The sequence below is a fragment of the Psychrobacter sp. T6-4 genome, from assembly GCF_052258425.1.
Taxonomy (GTDB): Bacteria; Pseudomonadota; Gammaproteobacteria; order Pseudomonadales; family Moraxellaceae; genus Psychrobacter.
Genome location: NZ_JBQQEZ010000009.1, coordinates 1 through 24,773 on the forward strand (window position 1 = coordinate 1; position 24,773 = coordinate 24,773).

The 24,773-nt window shown below is 46.2% G+C and carries 17 protein-coding genes; 1 reads left to right on the forward strand and 16 read right to left on the reverse strand.

All coding sequences use genetic code 11. The annotated features are described in order from the left end of the window. The 8 genes from ACTXGE_RS07685 to epmB form a co-directional block, all read right to left on the reverse strand. A partial coding sequence (locus ACTXGE_RS07685) for an ESPR-type extended signal peptide-containing protein (protein WP_443542821.1) occupies positions 1–3,479 on the reverse strand: 3,479 nt, incomplete at its 3' end. Between the two features lie 738 nt (positions 3,480–4,217). Continuing rightward, complete coding sequence (locus tag ACTXGE_RS07690) at positions 4,218–6,431, reverse strand: transglutaminase family protein (protein WP_443542823.1); 2,214 nt, start codon at positions 6,429–6,431, stop codon at positions 4,218–4,220. Then, the gene (locus ACTXGE_RS07695) at positions 6,428–7,450 is read right to left on the reverse strand and encodes a hypothetical protein (protein WP_443542825.1); all 1,023 of its coding nucleotides are present in this window, start codon (positions 7,448–7,450) and stop codon (positions 6,428–6,430) included. Before ACTXGE_RS07695 ends, ACTXGE_RS07690 begins: the two co-directional genes overlap by 4 nt. Before the next feature lie 27 nt (positions 7,451–7,477). Then, a complete protein-coding gene (locus ACTXGE_RS07700; RefSeq protein WP_443542827.1) occupies positions 7,478–8,509 on the reverse strand; it encodes an AAA family ATPase in 1,032 nt (343 codons plus the stop codon). Between the two features lie 127 nt (positions 8,510–8,636). After that, a complete protein-coding gene (locus ACTXGE_RS07705) occupies positions 8,637–9,182 on the reverse strand; it encodes a c-type cytochrome (protein ID WP_443542829.1) in 546 nt (181 codons plus the stop codon). A 171-nt stretch (positions 9,183–9,353) separates the two neighbouring features. Continuing rightward, on the reverse strand, positions 9,354–11,450 hold the full coding sequence (locus ACTXGE_RS07710; protein WP_443542830.1) for an EAL domain-containing protein: 2,097 nt from the start codon (positions 11,448–11,450) through the stop codon (positions 9,354–9,356). Between the two features lie 161 nt (positions 11,451–11,611). Next, positions 11,612–13,435: a hypothetical protein gene (locus ACTXGE_RS07715; RefSeq protein WP_443542832.1), complete on the reverse strand. Its 1,824-nt coding sequence runs from the start codon at positions 13,433–13,435 to the stop codon at positions 11,612–11,614. A gap of 244 nt (positions 13,436–13,679) precedes the next feature. Continuing rightward, positions 13,680–14,687, reverse strand: coding sequence for an EF-P beta-lysylation protein EpmB (gene epmB / locus ACTXGE_RS07720; protein ID WP_443542833.1), 1,008 nt, complete (start codon positions 14,685–14,687; stop codon positions 13,680–13,682). A gap of 178 nt (positions 14,688–14,865) precedes the next feature. Between epmB and efp the strand changes: the two genes are divergently transcribed. Next, complete coding sequence (gene efp, locus ACTXGE_RS07725) at positions 14,866–15,438, forward strand: elongation factor P (RefSeq protein WP_435949468.1); 573 nt, start codon at positions 14,866–14,868, stop codon at positions 15,436–15,438. An 82-nt stretch (positions 15,439–15,520) separates the two neighbouring features. Here efp and ACTXGE_RS07730 read toward each other — a convergent pair whose 3' ends face one another. The 8 genes from ACTXGE_RS07730 to gspN all read right to left on the reverse strand — a co-directional run bounded on the left by ACTXGE_RS07730 (position 15,521) and on the right by gspN (position 24,655). After that, positions 15,521–17,254 (reverse strand): GAF domain-containing hybrid sensor histidine kinase/response regulator, encoded by a 1,734-nt coding sequence (locus tag ACTXGE_RS07730; protein WP_443542835.1) that lies wholly within the window; start codon positions 17,252–17,254, stop codon positions 15,521–15,523. A 159-nt stretch (positions 17,255–17,413) separates the two neighbouring features. Next, positions 17,414–18,214 (reverse strand): tRNA threonylcarbamoyladenosine dehydratase, encoded by an 801-nt coding sequence (locus tag ACTXGE_RS07735; RefSeq protein WP_443542836.1) that lies wholly within the window; start codon positions 18,212–18,214, stop codon positions 17,414–17,416. Between the two features lie 5 nt (positions 18,215–18,219). Then, on the reverse strand, positions 18,220–19,206 hold the full coding sequence (locus ACTXGE_RS07740; protein ID WP_317198770.1) for a TatD family hydrolase: 987 nt from the start codon (positions 19,204–19,206) through the stop codon (positions 18,220–18,222). A gap of 30 nt (positions 19,207–19,236) precedes the next feature. Then, entirely contained in the window at positions 19,237–20,175 is a 939-nt protein-coding gene (locus ACTXGE_RS07745) for a hypothetical protein (RefSeq protein WP_443542838.1), read from the reverse strand. 170 nt (positions 20,176–20,345) lie between these two features. Next, the gene (locus ACTXGE_RS07750; protein WP_435949473.1) at positions 20,346–20,519 is read right to left on the reverse strand and encodes a hypothetical protein; all 174 of its coding nucleotides are present in this window, start codon (positions 20,517–20,519) and stop codon (positions 20,346–20,348) included. Between the two features lie 55 nt (positions 20,520–20,574). Next, positions 20,575–22,824: a type II secretion system secretin GspD gene (gene gspD, locus ACTXGE_RS07755; RefSeq protein WP_443542840.1), complete on the reverse strand. Its 2,250-nt coding sequence runs from the start codon at positions 22,822–22,824 to the stop codon at positions 20,575–20,577. A 104-nt stretch (positions 22,825–22,928) separates the two neighbouring features. Next, positions 22,929–23,834, reverse strand: coding sequence for a type II secretion system protein N (locus ACTXGE_RS07760; protein ID WP_443542842.1), 906 nt, complete (start codon positions 23,832–23,834; stop codon positions 22,929–22,931). Next, the gene (gspN, locus tag ACTXGE_RS07765) at positions 23,834–24,655 is read right to left on the reverse strand and encodes a type II secretion system protein N (protein ID WP_443542843.1); all 822 of its coding nucleotides are present in this window, start codon (positions 24,653–24,655) and stop codon (positions 23,834–23,836) included. The genes ACTXGE_RS07760 and gspN overlap by 1 nt, the downstream gene beginning before the upstream one ends. Between the last annotated feature and the right edge of the window lie 118 nt (positions 24,656–24,773).

Below are 24,773 nucleotides of genomic sequence, written 5' to 3' on the forward strand. Positions count from 1 at the left end.
GCCTGCTCTTGAATGTTAGCGATGTCACCGGTGTTGGTGGTGGTGCGGGTGTCAAGATTGCCAAGCGCGTCACCGACATTACGGACTGTAGTCGTCTGTCCTTGGTTAGTACCGTCATCCAGAACATATCTTGGTGCACTTATAGTACCGTTAGGTCTAACAGATGAGCCACCGCCAAAGTTATTAGCAGTAGAGTCTGCAATCTTGAATAGTTGACTACCGTTTACAGCTTGATTGCTATTGAGACCTAAATTGCCATCAGCTACACGTCTAATAACACTACCACCAGCATCAATACCATTGACCGTTGCACTTGGACCGCCTGCTATGTTGAATCCATTTGCACCATAGTTAGTCGTGTTATTACCATCAAAGACAGTGGTACCGTTTGTACTCAGTGTAGTGGTATTAGCACCGTTCGTGATCGTCACGCCATTTGTATTGACAACAGTATTTCCTGTCGTCACGCTAGTAAAGGTTGGGGTGTCACTTAGACTGATGGCAACGCCACTCGCTGAACTGACAGTGCTTAGGTTGCCATTACCTGTTATTGCTAGAGTCTCACCCAGTTTGCGATCGGTGCTGCCTGTATTACCGGTAAAGGTAAGTGGGGTTTGGATAGCGCCACTAAGCTGTTCTACCGCACCTTTAACGGTGTTAAATGATGTGGTCGTCGCGCTTGATGGGTTAGCTACAACGTTATACTCAGGCGCTGTGTAGTCTCCTGTTGTCGCATCATAGCTACCACCTAAAGCGGTGGTGTTGTTCGCCACTCTTGTATTCGTCGTATTAAGCTGACTACCATTCACAGCATCAGTGCTACCTGTACCTATGGTGCCTGGGGCAACGTTGCTCAATCTGGTCGCTGTGGTGGTGCTGCCATCTGCACTACGAATGCTTGTGATGATGTTCGCAGGCGCAACTGCTGTACCTGTACCATCTACTGCGGTGTTGAAGTCACCATTGGCTTGTCTATACACTTGGGTGCCGTCCGCTTGGGTATAGACTACGGGTGCGGTGTTGGTTGTAGTATTGGCGGCGGCGTTTAGTTGACCTAGGTTCACAGCGTCAGTGTTGGTTGTACCATCTGCTACGTTGGTGATGGTGTTGTTGCCGTTATCAAGACCGGTGTTGGTAAGTGCAACAGTGCCGTTAGTACCGCCTGTAATGGTTAGACCAGTATTATTAAGAACACTGTTACCTGTAGTCACGCTAGTAAAGGTTGGCGTTGCGCTGACAGCAATTTGTACTTCTTTGCCTGCCTGAGTGATTGCAATATTATTTCCTGCGGTGAATGTTGCCGTCTCTCCAGTGGCCACTTGAGCCACTGAGGTGCCAGTAACCGTACCAGTGCCCGTTTGAGCCGTTGTAACATTGATACCTCTATTAGCAGTAGTGCTCACTGTATTTAGCTGAGTGACGTTTACCGCATCTTTGGCATTGACGCCCGCTTTGAGATTGGTCAGTGTGGTACCATCTGCACCACCGCCTAAAGTCACGCTAGTTTTACCAGCATTGTCATACTGAACTGAATTATCTGCTCTAACTAAGCTTGCTTTACTATCTGCGCTTAGATCGACTGCAGATTGAGTAACATTGTTAGCAATTGCGGTCTCAGTGATAGTAACTGCACCAGAGCCTGCTGTGACTTTAGACCCATTAGCATTAACAGTATAAGTATCTTGTCCTGTTGCCACGCTTGTTGTCTTCACTACACTAGCGACGTTGTTCCCTGCTGCTACAATGGTTCTAGCTGCAGTGACTTGAGCAACGTTAGCAGCATCTGTATTCGCTGTACCTGCAGTAACATTAGTAATCTTGTTGCCTGCTGCATTGATACCCGCAGCTGTGACACTTGGACCACCAGTAATCGTTAAACCTGCATTGTTCAGTAAGCTGTTACCTGTAGTCACGCTAGTAAAGGTTGGGGTTGCTGAAGTACCGATAGTGACGTTATTGCCTGTGCGCGTAATATTGACATTATTGCCATCAAGGAAAGTGACCGTATCGCTTGCGGCTACCGCAGTTGACGTATCAGCATTTGCACGTAGTCTAAACGTCTGATTTTGTAAATTAGTGATATTACCTGTGTTCGTTGTCGTGCGACCATCTAAATTTCCAAGTGCAGTACCAACACTGTTAAAGCTTGCACCGCCTATACTGTAGGTTGGTAAGCTAACCGCGCCAGTATTTGCAGTATAAGTAGATCCACCACCAAGCGCAGCTGCAGTATCGACACCTTGTTTATTAGTTCTCGTGTTTTGTTCTGTTAGTTGAGCCACGTTTACCGCATCAGTCGCAGCCGAGCCGCCTGCGACATTCTGAATACGTCTGGTCGCTGTAGCAGTGCCAACAGACACCACACCATTTGCAGGTACTGCGGCGACATTAGTCAAGAATGAAGCGCCCGCTGGTGCAGTTGTTGTTGAGCCTGCGCCCAAAGCAACAGAGTTAGCAATGCTTGCATTGGCAGTGGCACCGATACTAATACTAGAATTTTGATCGGCTACAGCTCCTTGACCAATGGCAATAGCACGAATGTTAGTAGCTTTTGCACCGTCAGCGTTGCTGCCGCCACTACCAATGGCGATAGCTCCCTGACCACTAGTTTGAGCAGCGCCGCCACCAGCTGTGCCACCGCCTATAGCAACAGAGGATTGGCCTGTTGAGCTTGCAGCACGACCGATGCTGACCCCATATTGTGTATTACTACTAGTGTCCGCACCAAGTGCAACGGTGTTTTGAGCTGCTGCATTAGCGCTTTCACCAAGGGCATAAGCATTGGCGGCAGAAGCCTTAGAACCTGCACCAATAGCAACAGAGTTTACACCTGATGCCTCTGCACCAGACATGAGAGCTAAGGCATGGTTTCCTGAAGCGATAGCACCGTTTAAGCCATTGGTAGTGGCATTTCCACTTGAACCGATAGCAACAGAACCAATTCCATTGGCAATTGGGCTATCTAAATTTGAAGATAAGCCACTACCAATAGCAACCCCACCTGCACCAGTAGATATACCAGGATTAGTAAAGAAATTTGAACCAATGATAACCGCTTGTGCAGCAGTATCACTCGCAACAACATCATTACCGATAACAGTCGATTGCAAACCTGCTGCTTCAACATTTGCGCCTACTGCAATTGACTCTGTAGCTGAGGCACAAGCATTATTACCCTCATTTCCAATAGCTATCGCACGCGCTTCAGCACCAGCACCATTAGCACCTCTTGTACAGTTTAAAAAAGTCGACCCACCACCCGCTTCATAGCCTGCTACTGCTTGCATATTAAATCCAGCAGCAGCCAGTCCTATATACAAGGCGCTTAGGCGTAATAGCGGTGCACCTCCAGTTGCTGAAACACTTGCGCCCGATGTCACTATTGTACTTGAGGACTTGCCACGACTTTTAGCATATTCAGCGACAGCGGTAAAACAGCCTAATGAGCGGTTCCAAACAACTTTAAAATTGCGATTCATAGCGCTTCTTCCTTGAAATCCATAGAGACGATATAGGTCTATAGCCATTAATCTCGAAACAAAAAATAATGCTTTTGCTAAAAAAACATTTTGTTTAGAAACATAAGGCTGCGAATAATTAATAAGATATTAATGATTTTATTAGATATTAACAAATTAGCAACACTTATATTCAATTATTTATTAGTTGTAAGCTTTTATTATCTTTTTAATTACGCTAAGTAAACCAAAAACAACTATATTTTAGTACATCTAAACAGACGTTGAAATAATCAATATAAATCCATTTTGTTTAATATATAAATTCGTTTTAATAAATATAAACTTCTATGAAAATTAATGTATTCAAATTTACACATATAATTAAAAATATATTTTTAGGGTTTAGGGATTCAAGACAGCCATAGTAAAGAGTCCAAAACACTGAGAGTACAAGTGCTTGCCGACTTATATGACTTGATGATGTGATGATATTTTTAAAAATGTGATAAACCTGATACCTGTTATTATTGTTCGGAAATAATAAAAACAACCTACTATATTGTTTAAGACAAACTATATATTCATAATTATGAATATAATTAGCTCAGGGAATCTATATAAAGAGGTATTAGGTTTATGATTTGATAGATGACAGATGATGTTGAGAATTGGATGGGGTTTAATAAGGTACGGAGGTAGCTAATAACATTATTAAATCTACCTTTGGCAAATAAATATATGTGCAATATAAATTTATTAAAAAAGCGTTTTTACCTGCTTTTTAAACGCCCTTAACGCCTGTTTATACCTATCGTCTTTAATTGCCAGCGTACTTATACGTCCATAGCGCAGTTGTCGATAATTTTGCATGATCTGGGTTAAATCTACAGGGAGCTTTTTATTATTACCAGAGTTGTCTTTATGGTTTGCAAGGCGCTCAAGCCACGCCAGTTGCCCTTCATTGTCATCGCGAGCAAACGCTTTATCGCTTTTAGATAAACGCTGAGATAACTTAATGAGCGGCTGATCGGCAGGATGCCAGTGTTTACGCCTACGCTGCCAAATCATAAATATGATAATACTCATAATTGAGATAGCAATTGCTGCCATCCACATCACTTGTTGCATGACAGAAGTAATGTTGAACCATTTGAGCAGTGAGCTGGCTTGACTATCCTGATCGTAGCCGACGATGTCCTTTTGCCAGTAGTAGCTTGCTTGATCGGATAAGCGCCGTAGGGATTGAAGCATTTGATACTGCTGATAGCTCAGCTGAGCGCCCGCGCCGTCTCCGAACATCGCCGCGCCTCGGGACTGTGTCAGCGCATCCATACCTTGTTCGACGCGCTCAGGAGCAACAAAAGCCGTCGGATCGACGCGCACCCAACCTTGTCCTGCCAGCCACACCTCCGTCCAAGCGTGAGCATCCATTTGCCGCACCTCCCAGACATTGCCGCTGCGACTCGGCGCACCGCCCTGATAGCCTGCCACTACTCTAGCGGGGATACCCGCGGCGCGCAGCATAAAGGTAAAGCTTGAAGAATAGTGCTCACAAAATCCAGCTTTGGTATCAAATAAGAATCCATCAATACGGTTTTGATTCAGGCGCGGCGGCGCAAGCGTATAGCGAAACTCAGTTTGATTGATCCAGCGCTCAATAGCACTCATATAGCGCACTGGGTCTGAGCCAGCTTGGGCAAATAGCTGCTGGGCAAGCGCACGTGATTTGGGATTGCCATCGCTTGGTAGTGCAAGGTTGATACGTCTATCGTTATCATTCAACACAGGATCGATACGCATCGGCGCATAACGCAGCACATCATAACGTAGCTGCTGAGTCACAGGCTCGTCTTTGAGTAACGTAAAATCAGAGGTGACCGATGTGTTTTGCTGCTGAGTAAAAGGATAATCGAGACCAAATAACCAGCGCTGCTGGGTGGGCTCTAGGATGATCTCATAAGTAACAGGGGCTAATTTGGTCGCATCAGCAGCAGTAGCGAAGGCATTGATGAGCCATGGCGGCATCTGCCGAGCAGACTCCCATTGCCACTGTTGACGGCTTTGATTGGGTCGCCAAGTAATCCCATCAAAATCACTAAACACAAGGCCGCGCCAGTACAGATCTTCTTGCGGCGGACGTCTTTCTTTAAATTCGACGCGAAATGCCAGCGCCGTTGATTGACTTAGATTGGCAAAGTCGCCCGGCGACATACTGTCAGAGACACCCGTCGTCGCTTGTTGTCCTGAGAGCTGTACCGACCACAGCGGCGGCAGACGGGGGAAGAATAAAAACAGCACCACCAGCAGCGGCAGCGCGCCAATGCCTAACACGCCAAGGGTACGCATACGACCATCACCGCGCTGATTACCGTCGTCGTTTAGCGCAATAAACGCTAATAAGACAGCAAGAGTGCCTAAGATGACTTGTAGGGTTGTCAGCAGCCCTTGATCCATCAAAAACAGCGCCGCCAACACAAATAGCGATAAATTGAGCACTACATAAGCATCACGGCGCTTGTACAGCTCCCACAGTTTACTGACCAAACACAGCACCAAAAATGCCACGCCCATATCGAGACCAAAGGCGGTATTATAAGTTAGCCACAATCCTACCAGCCCTAATAAGAAGCCGAGCATTTGCACCCCTTGATAGAGGCGCTTAAAATAACGAGTGCTACTAAATTTGGCTTTGACGCGCGGTAATTGAGCGATGATACTTACGGCAGCAAAACCGACAAGCCACAGCGGTAGATGTGCGGCATGCGGCAAAATGACAAATATTTGGGTAATAAGCACCCAATAGTAGGACGGTTGCGCGAGGATTTTATGATGCCATTTATTGTTTATATTTGGCTTGTCACTTTTAACAGCTTGATTATGCCTTTGACCCAATGCCAATTGCTCAAAGCTCGCGCTTTTACTTGAGCCATTTTGCTGAGCCAATGACTTATTGATAATGATATTAGTCATGGCGCTTTTGCCAACCGAAGCAAGCACGCTTGTGCAAAAGCGTTGCCTGCTCCAGTGCCCGTTTGCTGATTAGTATCATTAGACCTCTCATTAGGCAGTTGCATCTCAAACGGTACGCCAAGCTGGCCTAAAGTCAGCGCACCATAGGCCAGTTGCGCCAGTTTTTGCTCATGGTTGGCCGCTGGCATATCGGCGTAATCTAGCGTTTGCTCAGCGCCGATAGGATCAGCAAAATGCTTGGTAAACATGCCCTGCCCACGCGCCACATGACCCCAAGAGACCCGTGCTAGCGACTCACCTGCGATATAAGTATCTAGGCGATCAAAGTCATCTTGTCCTTGCACGTATTGCCCGCCTGCTTGCACATCCTCTTGGCTAACTGCTAGATACTTTGCTTGCCAGTCAAAGGCTTGCGGCTTGGGGTACACCCAAGCACGACGCGCAAAATAGACGTAGGACCATGCGCGCATAATACCCAATGGATAAGTGGTCTTGATCACAAGCCTTGGCAGCTCAAGCTGACCACGAGTATCGGTATAAATAGGTAGGCGTATGGTTTGCTCACCGTCTACTCTAGCGATAAGCAATGGCTCTGCTGGTTGCGACGCTTTTGTTGCGGCGCGCTTTTGCTCAAACTCAAAGGCCAGTTGGCGTCTAGGCTGGCGGCTCTCGCTACGCAGTTGCAAAGTGACCCATATAGGCGCGCCTACCTCGGCCGTCGTGACGTCAAGCAAGCGTATCTGCAATCCTGATATATGAGCAAAGGTCACATGAAAGCTGATGAGCCAGACGCTAATCAAGTAAAAACACAACCCCAGCACCAAATTGTTGCCGTAGTTGATACCGGCGATAAAGGTGATGAGCAGTAGCACCGCAAACAGCATCCCTTCACGACTAAAAAAGATGTAGACATTACGCAGATTAAGAGTGGCGTTATCACTTCTTGGCGCGCGCTTAGCAAACCAGCGGGTGGATGCGGTTTTGATTGGTGAAGTTAAGGCGCGCGGCAAAAGACTCATAACCACCTTTATCTAAAAGTAAACATGTTAAACGATGACTGGCACTGCCGCCATAATACGCTCAGCCATAGTTTGCGGCGCTTGTCCGCTGATGATATGCGCTGGGATAAAGCGCTGGCCGAGCCTATGATCGGTGACTGCGGCAAATACCGCTTGAATATCCTCAGGCGTGGTCTCGCTATGACCAGACACATAAGCATACGCTTGGGCGGCGCGTTTAAGGGACAACACGCCGCGCGGCGACAGACCATGATAGTCTTGACTGCTACGGGTTTTGGCGACCAGTCGCTGCAAATAATCGAGTACCACATCTGCGACAAACACTTGCTCTACGCCCTCGATGGCCAGTAGCACCGCTTCGGTATCCAATACGGCGGCTAAGCTATTAAGCAGCGCGCGGCGATCTTGACCTTGCAGTAATGCACGCTCTGCTGCAGGTGAAGGATAGCCCAAAGATAAGCACATCAAAAAGCGATCCAGCTGTGACTCTGGTAGCGGATAGACGCCCGCTTGTTGTAATGGGTTTTGCGTAGCAATCACAAAAAACGGCTTGGGCAAAGTATAAGTTTGACCATCCTGGGTGACTTGGCGCTCCTCCATCGCCTCAAGTAGCGCGCTTTGCGTCTTGGGACTAGAGCGGTTGATCTCATCAGCGAGTAGCAACTGGGTAAAGATAGGACCCGCGCGAAACTCAAAGCTGAGTTTACTTTGATCATAAATACTCATACCCAAAATATCGGCAGGCAGCATATCATTGGTAAACTGCACGCGGCTAAAGCTCAAACCGAGCAGTTGCGCAAGTCCCTGAGCGAGGGTCGTCTTGCCCATACCGGGCAGATCTTGCAGCAGCAAATGACCACCTGCCAGCACGCAGCTAAGCGCAAGCTTAACCACTTGCGGCTTGTCCAGTACTACTTGATTAAGCTGCGCGAGCAGGCGTGCGATACGCTGCTGATTACCAGCATAGTCAGGCGTAATTTTATTGATGCTATCAGTAGCTGTATCAAAAGTAGTCAAGTGAGCAGGAGCAGACAGGTGACGAGCATGGCTTTGAGACATAAGAGGTAATCAGCTTTGTTATAAGGATATTTTTATAGCACTTTAGCTATCATAATAAAACAAGTGTCCTATATTTTTATCATACACTTATTTAATTCTGTAGCAATAACTGGACCATGTATACAAGCTATCCAAAATCTGCGGCAGGTTTATGCTGCGCGCCCTCTAGCACGTCGACCCCGTCATCATCTGACTGCTCAACATTATCAGTATCTACCGCTTCAGTTGCATCGGCATCAGTCGCACTGGCACGCAGCGTCGACACATAAGCGATCACATCCGCGCGCTCTTTACTGTCTGGCATTGGATCGGCTAGCATTTTGGAGCCAGGCATTGCTTTTTCAGCATCAGCGATATAAGGATCTAAAGTGTCCGCATCCCATACCCAATCTGATTTTCTCAAAGCTTCGCTATAGTCATAATCAGCTAGCATTGCCGCTTTTGCGCCATAAACATTCATAAGCTGCGGGCCTTTTTTGTTAAGACCTGGCGTGAGCTGATGACACTGGGCACAAGCCTCTTTATATATCAGTGCGCCTGCAACCGCGTCCCCTTGAGTATACAGTGGCAAAGTCACAGGCGCGCGCGAATCTGCAGGCGGCGCAGGCTGACAACCGATGAGGAATAATAGGGCAAGCGTAGCCGCGCTCATTGCGCGTATAACAAAAGGCATTTTTATCGTCTTTGATTGGCAAACAAAATAAAGGGGATTGACCCAGCAGATTTACGGGTCTGATATATTATACCTAAAACTACGAGTTATACTTAAAACAATAAGCGTCCACCGATGCAAATGGTAAACGCTTTTAGAATATGGTCACAAAAGAGCGAGCAAAGCATATTATTATGACGGACTCGTCATCTCGATAGTTTCTTTGGGTTCTTGTAGATAATAGCCTTGTAGATAGCGCGCGCCCACACTCCAAGCCACTGACATTGTCGCTGCGTCCTCGATATAAGGCATCAAGACTTCGACATTGAGCTGATTGGTACTATCTACCAAAACTTTGAGAGTCTCAAAGTTTTCCGTCTTATCGATATCTTGTACATAGTTATGTGCCAGACGTATCATGTCAGGCTCAACCATTTTGACCACTTCTAAAGACTTAGCAGAAGAGCCAAAGTTGTGCATACCGACATCACAGCTGGCCTGACTCAGCGCTGCAAATTGTGACTTGGCAATAATAAGGTGGTCAACAACGTCTTTTTCATTAAATTGCAGAGTTAATACGCCAGCTTTGCCACCGACTGCATTGATCAATTGACTTGCGACATTAGGCAGCTTTTTGTCAATCAGTGAGGCGCTAGTGAGCTGCACAAGCAGACGTGCTTGGGGATGCGTTTTGCGCACGGTGCTGATTTTTTTACAGGCATTGATCAGTACCCAGCGATCTATTTTTTCACGTAGTCCATGAGTTTTGGCAACACTCATAAACTGATCGGGGCTCAATATCGTATTGTCAGCATCGAGTAACGGCAAGCGCAGATACACCTCAAAAAAGTCACTGCGATCATAATTGATATCATAGATTGGCTGAAACAGGAGCTCAAAGCGGTTGTTAGCGATAGCGTCAACGAGTGCTTCAGCTAGCGCACTATCATCGCTGTTGGCATGCTCACTTGGATCGTACAGATGATAGGTATTACCTTGATTGGTGGTTTTTATCATAATGTGCGTGATCGCATCTATCGCGCGCTCTAGCAGTACTTGCGGCTGGGCAGCCCCTTGCTCAATCTTGACAGCCCCTATGCTCACGGTAGTATGCGTCGTATGGTTGTCCACCTCGATTAGCATCTCACTAATATGTGCCCCAATACGCTCAGCAAGGGCACTTAGCTTTTGAGTGGAGGTATCAGTTGTTAATAGGGCAAATGAGGTGTCACTAAAGCGGCTAATATAGTCTTGCGGCGCAAGTTTACTCAAAGCACCTGCCACCTGCTGGACGGTTACATCGACGCCTTGTAGCCCCAAACTGCTTCTGATTTTACCTATATTATCAAGTTGAATATACAGCAGTCCTGCTGTTGACTTGTTCTGTATGGCCAGCTTACGTACCGAGTCGAGCTGCTCTTCAAAACCGCGGCGATTATTCAGCCCCGTCAAGCTATCTTTACGTTCTGCCATAGCCAAACGTTTGGCTATCTCAGCGCTATTGTGACTGTTTTGTTGAATGATAATTTGAGTGACAGGTTCGGCATCTAGCGTTGCAGTTGCCAGTTGCAATTTTGCTTTAAAGGTTGTGCCATCGACACGTAAGCTGTCAAAGTTAAACTCAACTTGCGAGCGATTACCTTTATCAAACTGTTTTAAAAACTGCTTAAAGCCTTTGACGTTATCAGTGCCTGCAATAAGATCGATGACCGGAACACCAATGATATCGTCCATAGCATTAAAGCCAAACAACTTTAGATAAGGCTCATTGGCAAAAATATGTATGCCTTGATCTAAATAAGCGACAGCGCTTTTGGAATTTTTGATCAAGATATTGGCGCGCTGCTCGGCCTCTGATAGGACATGGCGCAGGGTTTTGAGTTGACGGCGACTGCGCAAACTATCGTGCTGCAAACATATTGCCATTACGATGCAGCTATCATTATCCGTGTACAAGGATTTTACCATCGTACTATTAATAACTGTCGGTAGCTCTTGGCTATCTTTGGTAGGAGCAGTAGAGTCACTTTTACCGAGTAATGCTATTGTGGGTAGATCGATACTACGCTCTTGAATAATACCGACAACATCAGTGAAGCTCATGTCATAAGCTTTGCCAAATACCAAGACATCCCACTGCTGACGCAAGGACTTTAGCAGCTCTTCTTTATCGTCCAAAAACCCTAAATTGATCTCATCGTAATAGGCGCTCAAACGCTGCACTACATGCTCAGCATATAGTTGATCATCATCGATAAATAATAGGTTCAAAACAGATGGGGTACGCATAAATAGCCTTTTATGATGTCTTAAAACATAAAACTAGAGTACAAGCATCTGTAGATTTAAGCAATAATTTAGTCAGCGACCACTTGGCTTGACATCATAATAAAATTTGACTGACACCTCTAACACTCTACTAAGACTAACTATTAAGGGGGCCATACCATTTAGATATAAACGGCCTCAAACTGACTAAACTCTTCAGTGGTTAATAGTTTGCGTTGCAGACGCAAAGATTGCTGCTTGTCATTAATACAGATCATAACTCTATCATTGACCCTCCAATTGTGCGTTGGCATAAGCAAGCTAAATTTAGTCTGAAGCTTGGCGTCACTACCGATGATTATCGCTGGGATAAGGTGCTGGTTACGCGCGCCCCTATCGATTAAGCGTAACGCACAAGCACTAAACTTGTGGCCGAGTATCTGCCACTCTATCTCTTCGTTCGTGCCAGATAGACTACCACCTTGTTGGTTTTGCTGCTCGATGTTCACCCAGCGTACCACGCCTATAGCGCGATCGGTATGATCGCCTTTTTTGTCGGATGAGCAGACCAAAAAGAGATTCATAAGCTTGAGAGATGGCGGCGCTGTACTATTAACGCCGCCATAAATCGCATTAGAAAAACTCGTAGCCTCAGGTTTGATGGCGTCTTCTATGTTGAGCCAAGACTCATCTGAGGGCTGACTGGAAAAATCAGCTAGATCTGGTAGTAAGTGCAAGGTTCTAAAGGGTGAGGCCGAATCGGTAGTAGAAAAAACGTCAGCAGCTATGCTGCGCTTATAGCTCGCTTCTACCGGCTGCGTATCATAACGAGGTCGCCACTCAAGTGGAATCTTTTGTAGCGCAATCAAGCTCATCAAGCTTTTTTCGCCAGCCGCTTGGTAATGAATGTTATTAAAACCTGTAGTAATAGTAGCGCGCTGCTTGGTATTGGGTTTACTAATAGAGCTCTGCTGCTGCTGAATATAGCGATACGAGCGATATGAGAGCATCGACCATATTTTGCCCATCAAAAACTGAATAGCCATCTCACTTCCGTCAGCGGCTAAAGCAGGACGGCGCGCCTGTAGATAACTTGCCAGCGGCGCAAGCTCAATAAACACGCAATCGTACTCTTTTTTATAAGGATTAATCCTAGAGTGCCCCGTAAAATAAGTTGGTGGATAATCGCTGTGCAAATCGACAAATACTCGAGTGTTGGTCTCAGGATTAGTCGTCGCATCGATGTGACTGGCCCACTCAGGTAATAAGCGTTGTAGCAATAAAATATCAGCGCGCGCCAAAGAGCGTACATTTAATAAGCTGTGCAAACATATCTGTACATATAGTTTATGAATGGTATCAGCATGACGGATAACAACCTCGCTGCTTAGATCAACATGAGCTAGATTGTACTGATCAGCAATATAATACAGCTGATTGATACCCAGCCAAATGTTAGAAGGCAGGTACTGATAGCAAATCGCCTTTTGTGCCAATAGTTTTTGATAAAGGCTCAGTGATTCATAGATCGCTATAGATAGAGGCGAGATTGTAGGGGCTTTAGTATGTGTGAAATAGCGTATCCAGCCATTCTTAGGTCTGATAATCGCTTGACTATCACGCTCTAGGTAGCGCTGTATGATACCGTCATATACTAGTATGGCTGCATAATACAGCGACTCAACTTGAGAGACATATCTCATTTGGTGCGCTTTGAGAGCCCCTGTTTCATAGATATAATATTTGCGCAGATCAACAATTAGCTTATTAGTAGCGCTCATTACGATAGCGACCAATTTAAGACGCTCATCGTCTTCTAAATCAGAAGCCGCTAGATCAGCGAGTACCTCTTCTAATTGATGCGCTTGCTCATTTTGAGATTGTGAAGATAAATGGAAGGTCCATTCACGCAGTTGCTGTTCTTGACCATGCACATACTGACGTGATGATTGGGGTAGTAAGTTCTTAGTCGATAAGTATTTCTGAAAAGCTGACAAAGTGGCCACAAAAACTCCTTAGTAGAAATACTAGAATAACGTTATACGTGGTCAATATGTAAAATTGTATAATTAATTAATAGAATATAATGGAACTATACACGAATACGAATTGATATATCGAAAGTATTTCTCTATTGATAAATTGTATAAGGCGTTCTTGATCACTAAAAATGTAGCCTTCATAACGAAGTAATCCCTGCGCAGAGCGGCGAGTACTGTTTTACAATTTAAACATACTATGGTGCCAACTTTAGTTAATCTTGTAAATGTCAACGGGCACCTTAAAAGGTCTGTTCGGCAACTCGCGAACCAGCTTGGGCATTAAGTATCCAGGTAGTTTTGCTAGCATTAACCAGTAAAGCTCAATATTCGACCGTTCGTCGGCATCAAAGTGGGCAGCTCCTTTCACTTTATCTAGCATATGTAAGTAATAAGGCAGTACCCCTGCGGCAAATAATCGTAAACTTAAATCTACCTGAGTATCCACATCATCATTAATTCCAGCCAGTAGAACTGTTTGATTTAACAGCATAATATTAGCTGCGCGTGCGCGCTTTAAGTACGTTGAGGTATGCTCATCAATCTCATTAGCATGATTGCAATGAATGACCATAACGATATGGCAGCGGCTTTGCGCGAGTCTCTCTAGTAGCTCATTGTCGAGTCGTTCAGGAATGACGAGCGGTAAACGAGTATGCAGACGAATAGTCGTCAATTGTTCGATAGACTCTAGGGTATCAAGCCACGCAAATAGACGGCGATTACTAATACTTAAGGGGTCGCCGCCACTTAGTATCACTTCACTGATATCAGGATGCTCGTTGATATAAGTGATGATTTCTTCTTGCACGGCACTCGTTGGCATATTGGCATTATAATCAAAATGCTGACGGAAACAGTAGCGGCAATGAATAGCGCAGGCCCCTGTAATGGTCAAAAGCACCCTAGATTCATACTTGTGCAGCATACCTTTGATAGGATTTTGCTCATTTTCAGCGAGCGGATCAGCGACGTACCCTGTCACAGCTATTTGTTCTTGATTATCTGGCAGTACTTGTTTAAGTAGTGGGTCATCAGCGTCTCCTACTCTCATTTTTGTGACAAAGGCACGCGGTACTCGCATTTTGAAATGCTCTGGGGTATAGACTTGTTCACGCAGTGATTCAAGACCTAGCAGCACTAGTAACTCATCGATTGAGGTGATGGCTTCGGATAATTGTGTTTGCCAGTTTTTTTGTGTGATTAAATGGTTTATCATGACAGCACCTAGCACCTAACATCTATATTTAAAAGCCGATATTATACGCGGTTAATAGGCACCCTACCAAAATATAGACTAACCCTAATACAAACTTAACCTGATGTAATATAGACTAAACGAGTATCTATCCCTTTATTTGGCAATTTTTAATACTGACAACCCTTAGGAGTCTCTTGTGGCAAGTTTTTCTACCAATGAGTTTAAAGCCGGTCTAAAAGTCATGCTCGATGGCAACCCGTGTTCTATTATGGAAAACGAGTTTGTAAAACCTGGCAAAGGTCAGGCTTTTAACCGCGTTAAACTACGTAATCTACGCAGCGGCAAGGTATTAGAGCAAACTTTTAAATCAGGCGATAGCCTAGAGGCCGCTGACGTCATCGATACAGATATGGACTATCTGTACAATGATGGTGAATTTTGGCATTTTATGGATTCAGAGACCTTTGAGCAAATTCAGGCGGACAAAACGGCGATTGGTGATGCCCAAAAGTGGCTCAAAGATAATAGCAACGCCTCGTGCGTGATCACCTTATTTAATGGTGTGCCCTTGAGTGTCACGCCGCCAAACTTTGTAGAGCTACAAATTACAGAGACCGATCCTGGCGTTCGCGGTGACACCTCAGGCGGCGGCGGCAAACCAGCCACGCTTGAGACTGGCGCTGTGGTACGCGTGCCTTTATTTGTGCAACAAGGTGAAGTAGTACGAGTAGACACCCGTACCGGCGACTATCAAACTCGCGTAAGCTGAATCTGACGACAACATATCAAACCAAAAACTGACACGTAAAAAGCTTAGCCCTCAAATTGACGGCTAAGCTTTTTTATTAGTATTAGTACTCATCCACCATTGAGGACTTGTGCATCAGCCAATACTGCACCAGTGCATTCAACTGATCTTTTTTAAAGGGTTTGGTGCAATAGTCTTGCATCCCAACCATCAGGTATTTTTTGCGCTCACCATCCATAGCATTTGCAGTCAGCGCTATGATCGGGGGTAGCGATTGCGGCTCGTAGAGCTCGTGTAATTTGATGGTCGCCTGCACCCCATCCATAATTGGCATATGATGATCCATCAAAATAATGTCATAGCGCTTAGGATATAACGCAAAATGTTCAATCGCTTGTTGACCATCAGTGACATGGGTCACAATATGCCCGCCATCTCTTAAGGCCTTTTTGGCAATGACAGCGTTGACGTTATCATCTTCGACCAAAAGTATATGGCCTGTGCGCTGGGTGCTGGTAGCATGAGCGCCATTATCATGCGTCAACTGCCAATCATCATACTGCTCTTTGTCAATGGTCGTCAAAGGCAGCATAACCATAAAAGTAGATCCAGCACCAACCTCGCTCTCAACCTCGATATAGCCGCCCATCAAGGTAACCAAAGATTTGCATACGGACAGACCCAAACCTGTACCACCGTATAACCGGTGGGTTGAGCTATCGGCTTGATTGTAGGCATCAAATATAGCGTCTAAGGACTCAGGTTTGATCCCGACGCCTGAATCGATAACTTCGATACCTACCGTCATAGGCTTTTGCTCTGTTACTCGGTCATCTGCACTGTCGTCGTTACCGAGAGTCGAGGCATGTTCAACATTAATAATGACCTGCCCGCCTTCGCGCGTAAACTTAATGGCATTGTTGACAAGGTTGGCGACTATCTGCTTGATTCTAACAGGATCGCCTTGTACATAAGCAGATAGCGATTCGCTATAGTGATACTCCAAAGTGAGTCCGCGCAAACGAGCTTTTGCTGCAAATAGGCTGACTACCTCGTTACACAGCGTTGATAAATTCATCGGTACGCTGTCGATGACCATCTTGCCAGATTCAACTTTGGATAAATCTAAAATACCATTGATAATGGCAAGTAGATGCTCAGTCGATACTTTTATATTGTTCAAATACTCTTTTTGCTCAAAACTCAGCTCAGTCTCGCCAAGCATATCGATCATACCTATGATGCCATTCATCGGCGTGCGTATTTCATGACTCATATTGGCCAAAAAATCTGATTTCATTTTGTTGGCATGTTTGGCAATGCGTTGACTCTCTTGTAGCGCCAGCGCATCTGAGGCCATCGCAGCAAACTTGATCAGCAGCTCAGCTTGTTCATCATCAAATAAGTGATTGGGCTGAGTGTCCATAAGACACAAAGAGCCTAGGCGGTATACCTTATTATCCTCATACAACAAAATAGGCGCGCCAGCATAAAAACGCAAATGAGGACGCTCTGTGATCAAGGGGTTGTCTACAAAGCGGCTATCTTTGGATAAATCTGCCACCACAAAGACGTCGTTGGATAATACCGTATAGTTGCAAATCGCCACCTCACGCGTAGTGCTACAAGCCCCCTCCATACCGTGAGGCGATCTTAGATATTGCGTGCGCTCATCCATAAAAGTGATCGTGATAATCGGCACATCAAAGAACAGTTTGACCAGTTCTGTCAAACGCGCAAAAGCGGGATCATAATCATTGTTTAGTAGCTGATATTTATGCAGCTTGTCAATACGATCTGCTTCATCTATCGCTATGGGATAATTTAATATAGACAAGACGCTCTCCACGACTGAATAATAGTACCGATATGCATATTGATATGACGCCCACTGTTAATACTCATAGCTCTTTTTAGTTTTACCACTATTACTAACCTTACTATAACTAAGGTTGCTATTACTGATATCAAAAGCATTAGACACTAGGGGCGCATCTTACTCTGTACTTGGTGCCAGCTTAGTGATTATTGACAGCGCCTCACTTACCATAATCATTGCCACCACTGAAGTCACAACGACCGCTGAACCATAACCGCCACACTGCAAGCCGCCCACTTGAGCGCTTCTGTCCACTTTTGGCGGCTCTGTAGAATACACACATCTGACACCGAATTTTTCTTTTAGTTCCTTATTAATGCACTTTTCGTGCCGTAATTTGTTGCGTAGACGGGCCAGTAACGGATCTTGATAAGTATCGCGCAAATCACTAACCGTGATCTGTAGCGGATCTATCTTGCCGCCTGCGCCGCCTGCACAAATGAGCTTAAGCTTGTTAAATCGGCAGTGCAGTACAATAGCGAGCTTGGCACTCATATCATCAACGCAGTCTAAGATGACTATAGGACGGCCTTGCTTGGCGGCAAGATTTGCCTGCGCGCGACTTGGCAATAGAGCCTCTACATTATCACTAGTCAAAAAATCATCGATCAGATGTACATTGGCCTCTGGATTGATCTCGCGTATGCGCTGACCCATCGCCTCTATTTTGCTCACACCAAAGGTGCTGTCTAAAGCGGGCAGTTGACGGTTGACGTTCGATGCGACCAGGACGTCCAAATCGATCAGCGTAATGCTACCTACAGCCGTGCGCGCTAATGCTTCAGCGGCCCATGACCCGACGCCGCCGACGCCGATGACATAGACGTGAGCTGCCGAAAATACATCGGCTGCTCTACCATAGAGCGTTTTGGTACCTTTAAATCGGCGTTCATACTGGCTATTTGCTACTTGACTCATAAGGATTAAAGACTCTCGTTGGTTGGATAAGTCCATGAGGTTTTTAGCGCCATGCAGCTGTTTTGCCATAGCTGCTGCGCTAGTACCTCAGGAGTAACATCCAATAGCTCACTTAAACTTAGTAGTACCCAAGGCAAATTGGCAGGTACGTTTCTGTTGTGGGTAGTCACCCCTTGCCATTCATCATCTGGACTTTGACCTGATGCAGGCAGGTCCACTTGCGCCTGTTGACACATAATAGGCATCATATCTGGGCAGTCGGTCTCTATCACTAGGCAGCTAGTGCCATAAGTTGCAACCGCCGCCACAATAGCGCGGCGCAGTTTTTTGGCATTAGGGTTACTCACTTGACCTGTTACCCCAAGCTTAAAGCCTAATTTGACAAAGGCTTTGGCCTCTTGCTCACCGCCACTAAAGCTATGAGCCACACCGCCAAGGGTATGCGCGTCATATTTATGCGCTTTTAAAATAGCCAAAGTGTCAGCGTGCGCTTTACGAATGTGTAGCATCACGGGCAGCTGATGAGTAACTGCCATATCTAACTGCGCCTTAAAAAATTGCTTTTGTTTGGCAAACATATCAGGTGCTTTCATTGCATCGGTGTAAGTATCAAGTCCTATCTCGCCGATAGCCAATGGGCGCTTAGCGTTTAAACGGTGCGCCATATCACTCAGGTGCGCCTCAGTGTGCTGATCAATATAAAAAGGATGCAGACCGAGGGCAATATGCGCTTTGGGTACTTGCTCTTTATTGTCCAGCATATCCGCTTTATCATGTACGAAGGTCGCTGATAGCGCTTGTTGACAGGCGTATAAGCGCTCAAAATGAGTATGCAAATAACCGACTAGCACCAAATGATGCACCCCGCGCTGATAGGCTATCTTCGCTTGCATGAGTCTATCATGATCAAAGGTTGGCGCATCAAAATGAGTATGCGTGTCTATCATAGGATAACTAGGCATATCTTCGAGTATTGAGCTGGTGCGGGGCATAGATGCCTCCATAATCAATAATTAAGAGGTCTATTTGCTATAGACTCTATAACTGGGTTTGAGCAGTTTTTGCAATAGTACATAAGGCACCAATAAATCGACAGCACCAGCATTATCCTCTAAAAGCTCGCCTGATTGATACACCATGTGCAAGCCCTCTTTATCTAGATACCACTGCTCTGAGAGCTGTAGTGGCCAGTCATCAAGGTACTGCGCCTCAACCCCTTGCAAGGTTAACCAGTCTTTTTTAGCGGTTTGAAAAGTCGCGAGTAATTCATCAGGCGTCGCCTCAGGCAATAAAATATCTTCGATATTTAGCTGTAATTTTTTTTGCATATCGAGCATGATGTAATTAAATTGCTCATGGCTATCGTCCTTGGACACACTTGAGCGAATAGCCAGATAACCTGTGGGCGTACTATCTATATTAGCTAGGTCAGAGACAGGATTGAATACCACTTCGGTATCGATACGTTGATACATAGGTAGCGTGCTCACCGTGCCCTCACCATACTCAATTTGGTTAAGCAGCATCAAAATAATTTTTTTGGCTGCCTCATCTTGGCTTGCCAGCGGCATCTCAGGCGCGAGAACATGAGCGATGGTTTGCCACATAATACTAGTGAGCCACGGCTGCTTGGGCGAAAAATCTACAATGTTAAGCTCAAAGTACTGACAGGGTTTGATGTCGCAATTGGGCTGGCGCGCGAGGGCCTGCTGCTTGATAATCTCAATGTTTGAAGTCGCCAAGTTCTTACTGGTAGTGGGACGGGCGTCATCGACTATAGCTACTTTGGTATCTGACGCATCATTAATAGTAGCGCCAATCTCTTGCGCGGACTCCCCCTCTGCCTGCCGCTCAAACATAGACTGCGGCTTTGGCTTACACCCAAGCAGAGTCATGCACAGCAGTGCAAAAGCTATCGACATCAGTATAGGATGGGCGCGGGCAAAGTGCTGGGCATTCATAGGAGCGACCGCTAGAATTGAGGAGTTAAAATATTAGCATAGCAAATTAAATAGAGGTAGATTGAATATTAGCTTTATGTATCAAATAATGTTGAATAGTTTCTGATTGTCTAAAAACTCCCTCTTAAAAATTGCCTTTAAAGAAAAGCATATCTGCTTGAACTTCCATTTTATATCTTAGAAGAACTTGGATGATCCTCACTCTTTTTGTGAGCAGTCAGATTTTTTGACTCGTCATTCGTGCTATGCGCTCTGTGCGCTGGTAGCTGACGGCTACTGCGTCTTGGTAGTAATAGTAAAGCGGCACCTACTGCTGTTAAAGCTATCCATTTTTTTGCAGTCATCTTACGCTCCTTAGTTTGATGAACCATTTCGCTTAACCAGTCACTTAATAAGGTATCAACGGTTTAAAGGATAAGTCGTCACGCCGCTACTGGCACTTGGACTATCGACTCGCGTAAAGCCTGAGGGCGCAGGCTGCGGCGTTTGGTCACGTTTAGGAATCAAAGGGTTGAGATTCATAAGCTCGTAATCTGCACTCACCTCACCACTCCAACCTTGGGTGCCACTCAGAGGTAACTGCTTGATCGTGCCGTTTTTGTCGATGACCAATTGCAGCACGCGCATCTGATTGTATTTGCGCTCAGTCACGCTCGCCACCGCGCCGCCATCACGCAAGATAGTGGGTTGCAAAAAGATAATCAAATTGCTCTTTTGCGTGCTGTCATTATCAGAGCGAAATAGACGTCCGATAATAGGCACGTTGCCAAGTCCAGGAACTTTTTGTTGACTGGTGGTGCTGTTATCTCGCATCAGGCCACCCAAAGCAATGGTCTGTTGATCATCAGCCAAGATAGTGGTATTGATGAGGCTCTTATTGGTAATAATGCCGTTGGCATTTCCAACGCTACCGGGCACAACTGACGAGACCTCTTGCGAGACTTCCAAACGCACTGTGCCGTTTTCACCGATATGGGGAATGACGTTTAGGTTGATACCGATATCTTGACGGTCAATGGTCTGAAACGGATTGGTTGAGGAGTTACCGCTAGTGGTAAAGGAGCCTGTGACAAAAGGCACGTTTTGACCCACCAAAATACTGGCCTTTTCGTTATCTAGGGTTAAGATAGAAGGCATGGACAACAGATTGGCACTGGTCGATCTGTCCAAAGCTTGCAAGATAGCCCCATAAAATTCAGTATTACCATTACTGTCCTTGCGACTATCACCAATACCAACCAAAGCACCAACGATTGAGCTAGCAGCAGCGCTAATACCTGCCGCGCCAGCTGCGCCGCCGCCTGCCAAAGCCGCCGCCGCAATAGAGGTAGCACTAGCGCCTACGTTATTGAAGTTGACGACGCCATAGCCGCTGTTGGCATTACCTAGCGCCCATTGAACACCAAGCTGGGTCGCATCATCTCCTGATATCTCAACGATAGCCGCTTGAATCAGCACTTGCGCACGGCGATTATCGAGCTGGTCCACCGCCTCTTCGATCTCAAACATGAGCTCAGGATCGGCATTTACAATGACCGCGTTTTGGGTTTCATCTGCAATAATACTAAATTTCCTACCAGATTGTGCCGTAGAGCCACTAGCCGCTGGTACAATCGAGCTATTATTATTTTCGAGCGCCTGACTGGCTCCACTATTAATAGCGGTACTAGCGCCGCTGGCATCGGTGAGTGATGCAGGCTCTAAGGTCGATACGGCGCCTGCACTATTGATAGACTGATTGGCAAGCAAGCCGCGCAGCATGTCAGCGATGTGAGTTGCGCTGGCATACTTGAGGCGAAACACACGCAAACCGCTTAGCCTACGCGTCGGGGTGGTATCCAACTGGTTGACCATCACTTGTACTTTGGCGATCATCTCGGGACTACCCTTCACAAGCAGCCGATCACTTGCCGAATCGGCGATCACTTTGAGCTGGTTACCACCTTGTGCTTGTCCGCTACCAGCACTTGCGACCAAAGCGCTAATTAATTCCATCATACGCTCAGCATCCACGTGACGCAGTGGTATCACCTGTAAGCTATCATTAACATTGCTATCTAAATCACGGATAAGAGCGGTAAGCTGGTTTAAACTATCGGCGCGATCGGATAAGACTAGGGCATTGACGCCGGGAACGGCTGCGGCATGGGCAGACTGCGGCATAAGGGGACGGATGACGCCGAGCACTTCAGCGGCTTGGGTGTTGGTTAAATAAATCACTCGCGTCGCCAAGGCTTCGCCCACGCTATCGCCGCGTAGATCCACTGCAACGCCAGACTGTTTGGCGACATTATCTGGCACCAGTTTGGTGGTCGTCCCTGAATCAATAGCCGCAATGCCATTAACCTGCATGACGCTTAAAAACAACTGATAAATCTCATCGCGCGAGAGTGCACGGTTCGATATGACCGTTACGTTACCATTGATACGTGGATCTAAGACAAAGTTTTGATTGGTAATCGTTGCCACTTCGTTGATAAAGGCTTTGATATCAGCGTCTTGCAAATTAACTTTCCAGCTTTCGCTATGAGCGACCCCCATACTCGCCATCCACAGCGGCAGTGCTAAGCATAGCGGACGACAAAGGCCCATTAAGCGCTGCAATGAGAGGCGCAGGGGCGTGACTGAAAATTTATGCAAACTTACCATGATGATCAATACCTACTGTGATGGTGCCAAGTATAAGCTAAAATGCGCCTGTAATACTGAGAATAACAATGACTCAGCGTTGTGACTACCTTTGATATATAACATTAAAACTGCTGACGAATCGTGATGACCTGATCGCCGCGCTGAACCTCTATTTGCGCCTCGCCTGATTGCTGCACTTGTTGCAATAGGCTAGAGTCTTGACCAGGATTATTACCGACGTTTTGACCGTTAACGCTTAATACTTTATCGCCAGGCTCAAGCCCCAAACGATTGCGCAGGCTCGATGGCATAGCAGCAGTCACTTGATAACCCTCTCCTGATGCCATAACGCCCATACGGCTCAAATAGCTGGCAGGATTCTCTTGCAGGGCGGTCACCGCCTCACTAATAGCAGACTGCGGGCTCTCGTCAGCGTTATTAGTGCTAGCAGATGGATCAAGACCTGTATCAATGGGCGCGACTGCTTGTGGTAGCGCTAATGCATCACTCGTAGGCAAACGCTGATTGCTCATACCATCAGCGATCATCTCGCTCTGGTCAAGTGCTAAGCGATCAGGCATATTAATGATGGTTTGCTGATCGCTGCGATCTGAGATAATCACTGAGTCCCAATCAACAGCGATTAGCGTATAACCGCTCTCTTGTAGCTCGTCACCGATACGGTAGTTTTTGACCTCACCATTGACATCGAGCAGTGCTGACGAGGCGCTATTAGGCACGGCCAATAGCACGCCTTTAAGAATAATATTAGGCGGCGGCAACGTAGCAGCAGCAACAGGCGTTGGGTCTGCAAAGATAGCAAATAAGCTGTTATCGCCTGCGTCCATTGAGGTATTATTCTGCAAAGTCGCTAATGGCAAGGCAGGTACTGTTGGCGCGGCTAGTAATAACCATAATAACCGCGCCACTGTCCAGCTCAGCCATATAATCGCTAATAATAAAAGCCATCCTGAGAAGCGGTTCAGAATATCTATAGCAGGTTTAAGGCGATCGCGGGCACTTATCATCAAGGCGCTCCTGCACTTGCTGAGTTTGACACTCCAGAGAATAAAGGCTGGCGTACGCTAACGACTGAGGTATCTTGCGGCGCTTGACCTTGGTATTCTGGCATATTCTCCAAAAGCCGCTGAGTTAGGCTCACATCCACCATATTGTCGCTATCAATGTACAAGTCGCCCAAGCGCTTGTCTTGGTTGTTAAGCAGATTGATATGCAGCATATTTTTATCGCTTTTTTGCTCTTGGCTAAGCTGGGCACGCATAGCTGGCATCGTGATATAAAACACTTTTCCGCCACTTGGATATCCGACCTCACCGCCTACCCAAGTCAATTGACCGTCCGCTTGCGTAAATCCTGCAACCTGCTCATCTGAGCCTGATCGGCGCTGCAAAGAGACATTATTGACTTGTATAGGCGTATTAGGCAGTTGCCAATCGACCACACTAGTTAGCGTCTCAGGCGCTATCTTGCCACTCATGTCATCCACTTGCCAAGCGCTGCGACTCACTTTGACTTGTCCTTGCAGGCGCGTCTGACCCGTAGCAATCTCGACGTCAGCGCCGATTTTACCCAAGAATAGCTGCCACGGTTGCCATGACCAACTGGCCGTACCTGTCAGTGGCGCACTAGGTGCTGGCATTTGCCAAATGGCTGAGCCTTGCCACAAGTTACCCGAAACGTGTTGGACATGGTTGTTATTTGGCGCATATTTTTGAATCACCCACGCCGCTGGCATCTGTAGCAGCGCAAAAAACACAAACAAAACCAGCCCGACAAGCCACCAAAGCTTACGGAGACGCTTATGAGACGAGGTAGAGGATGGTGACACTGATAACTGACTCTTATAATAGACAAAAACGTCATTATCATAACAAACAATGCCCTATAGATGACAGAAAAAAAGCCAGTATCTTTTGCGCTAATAATAGCGGCAAAGATACTGGCTT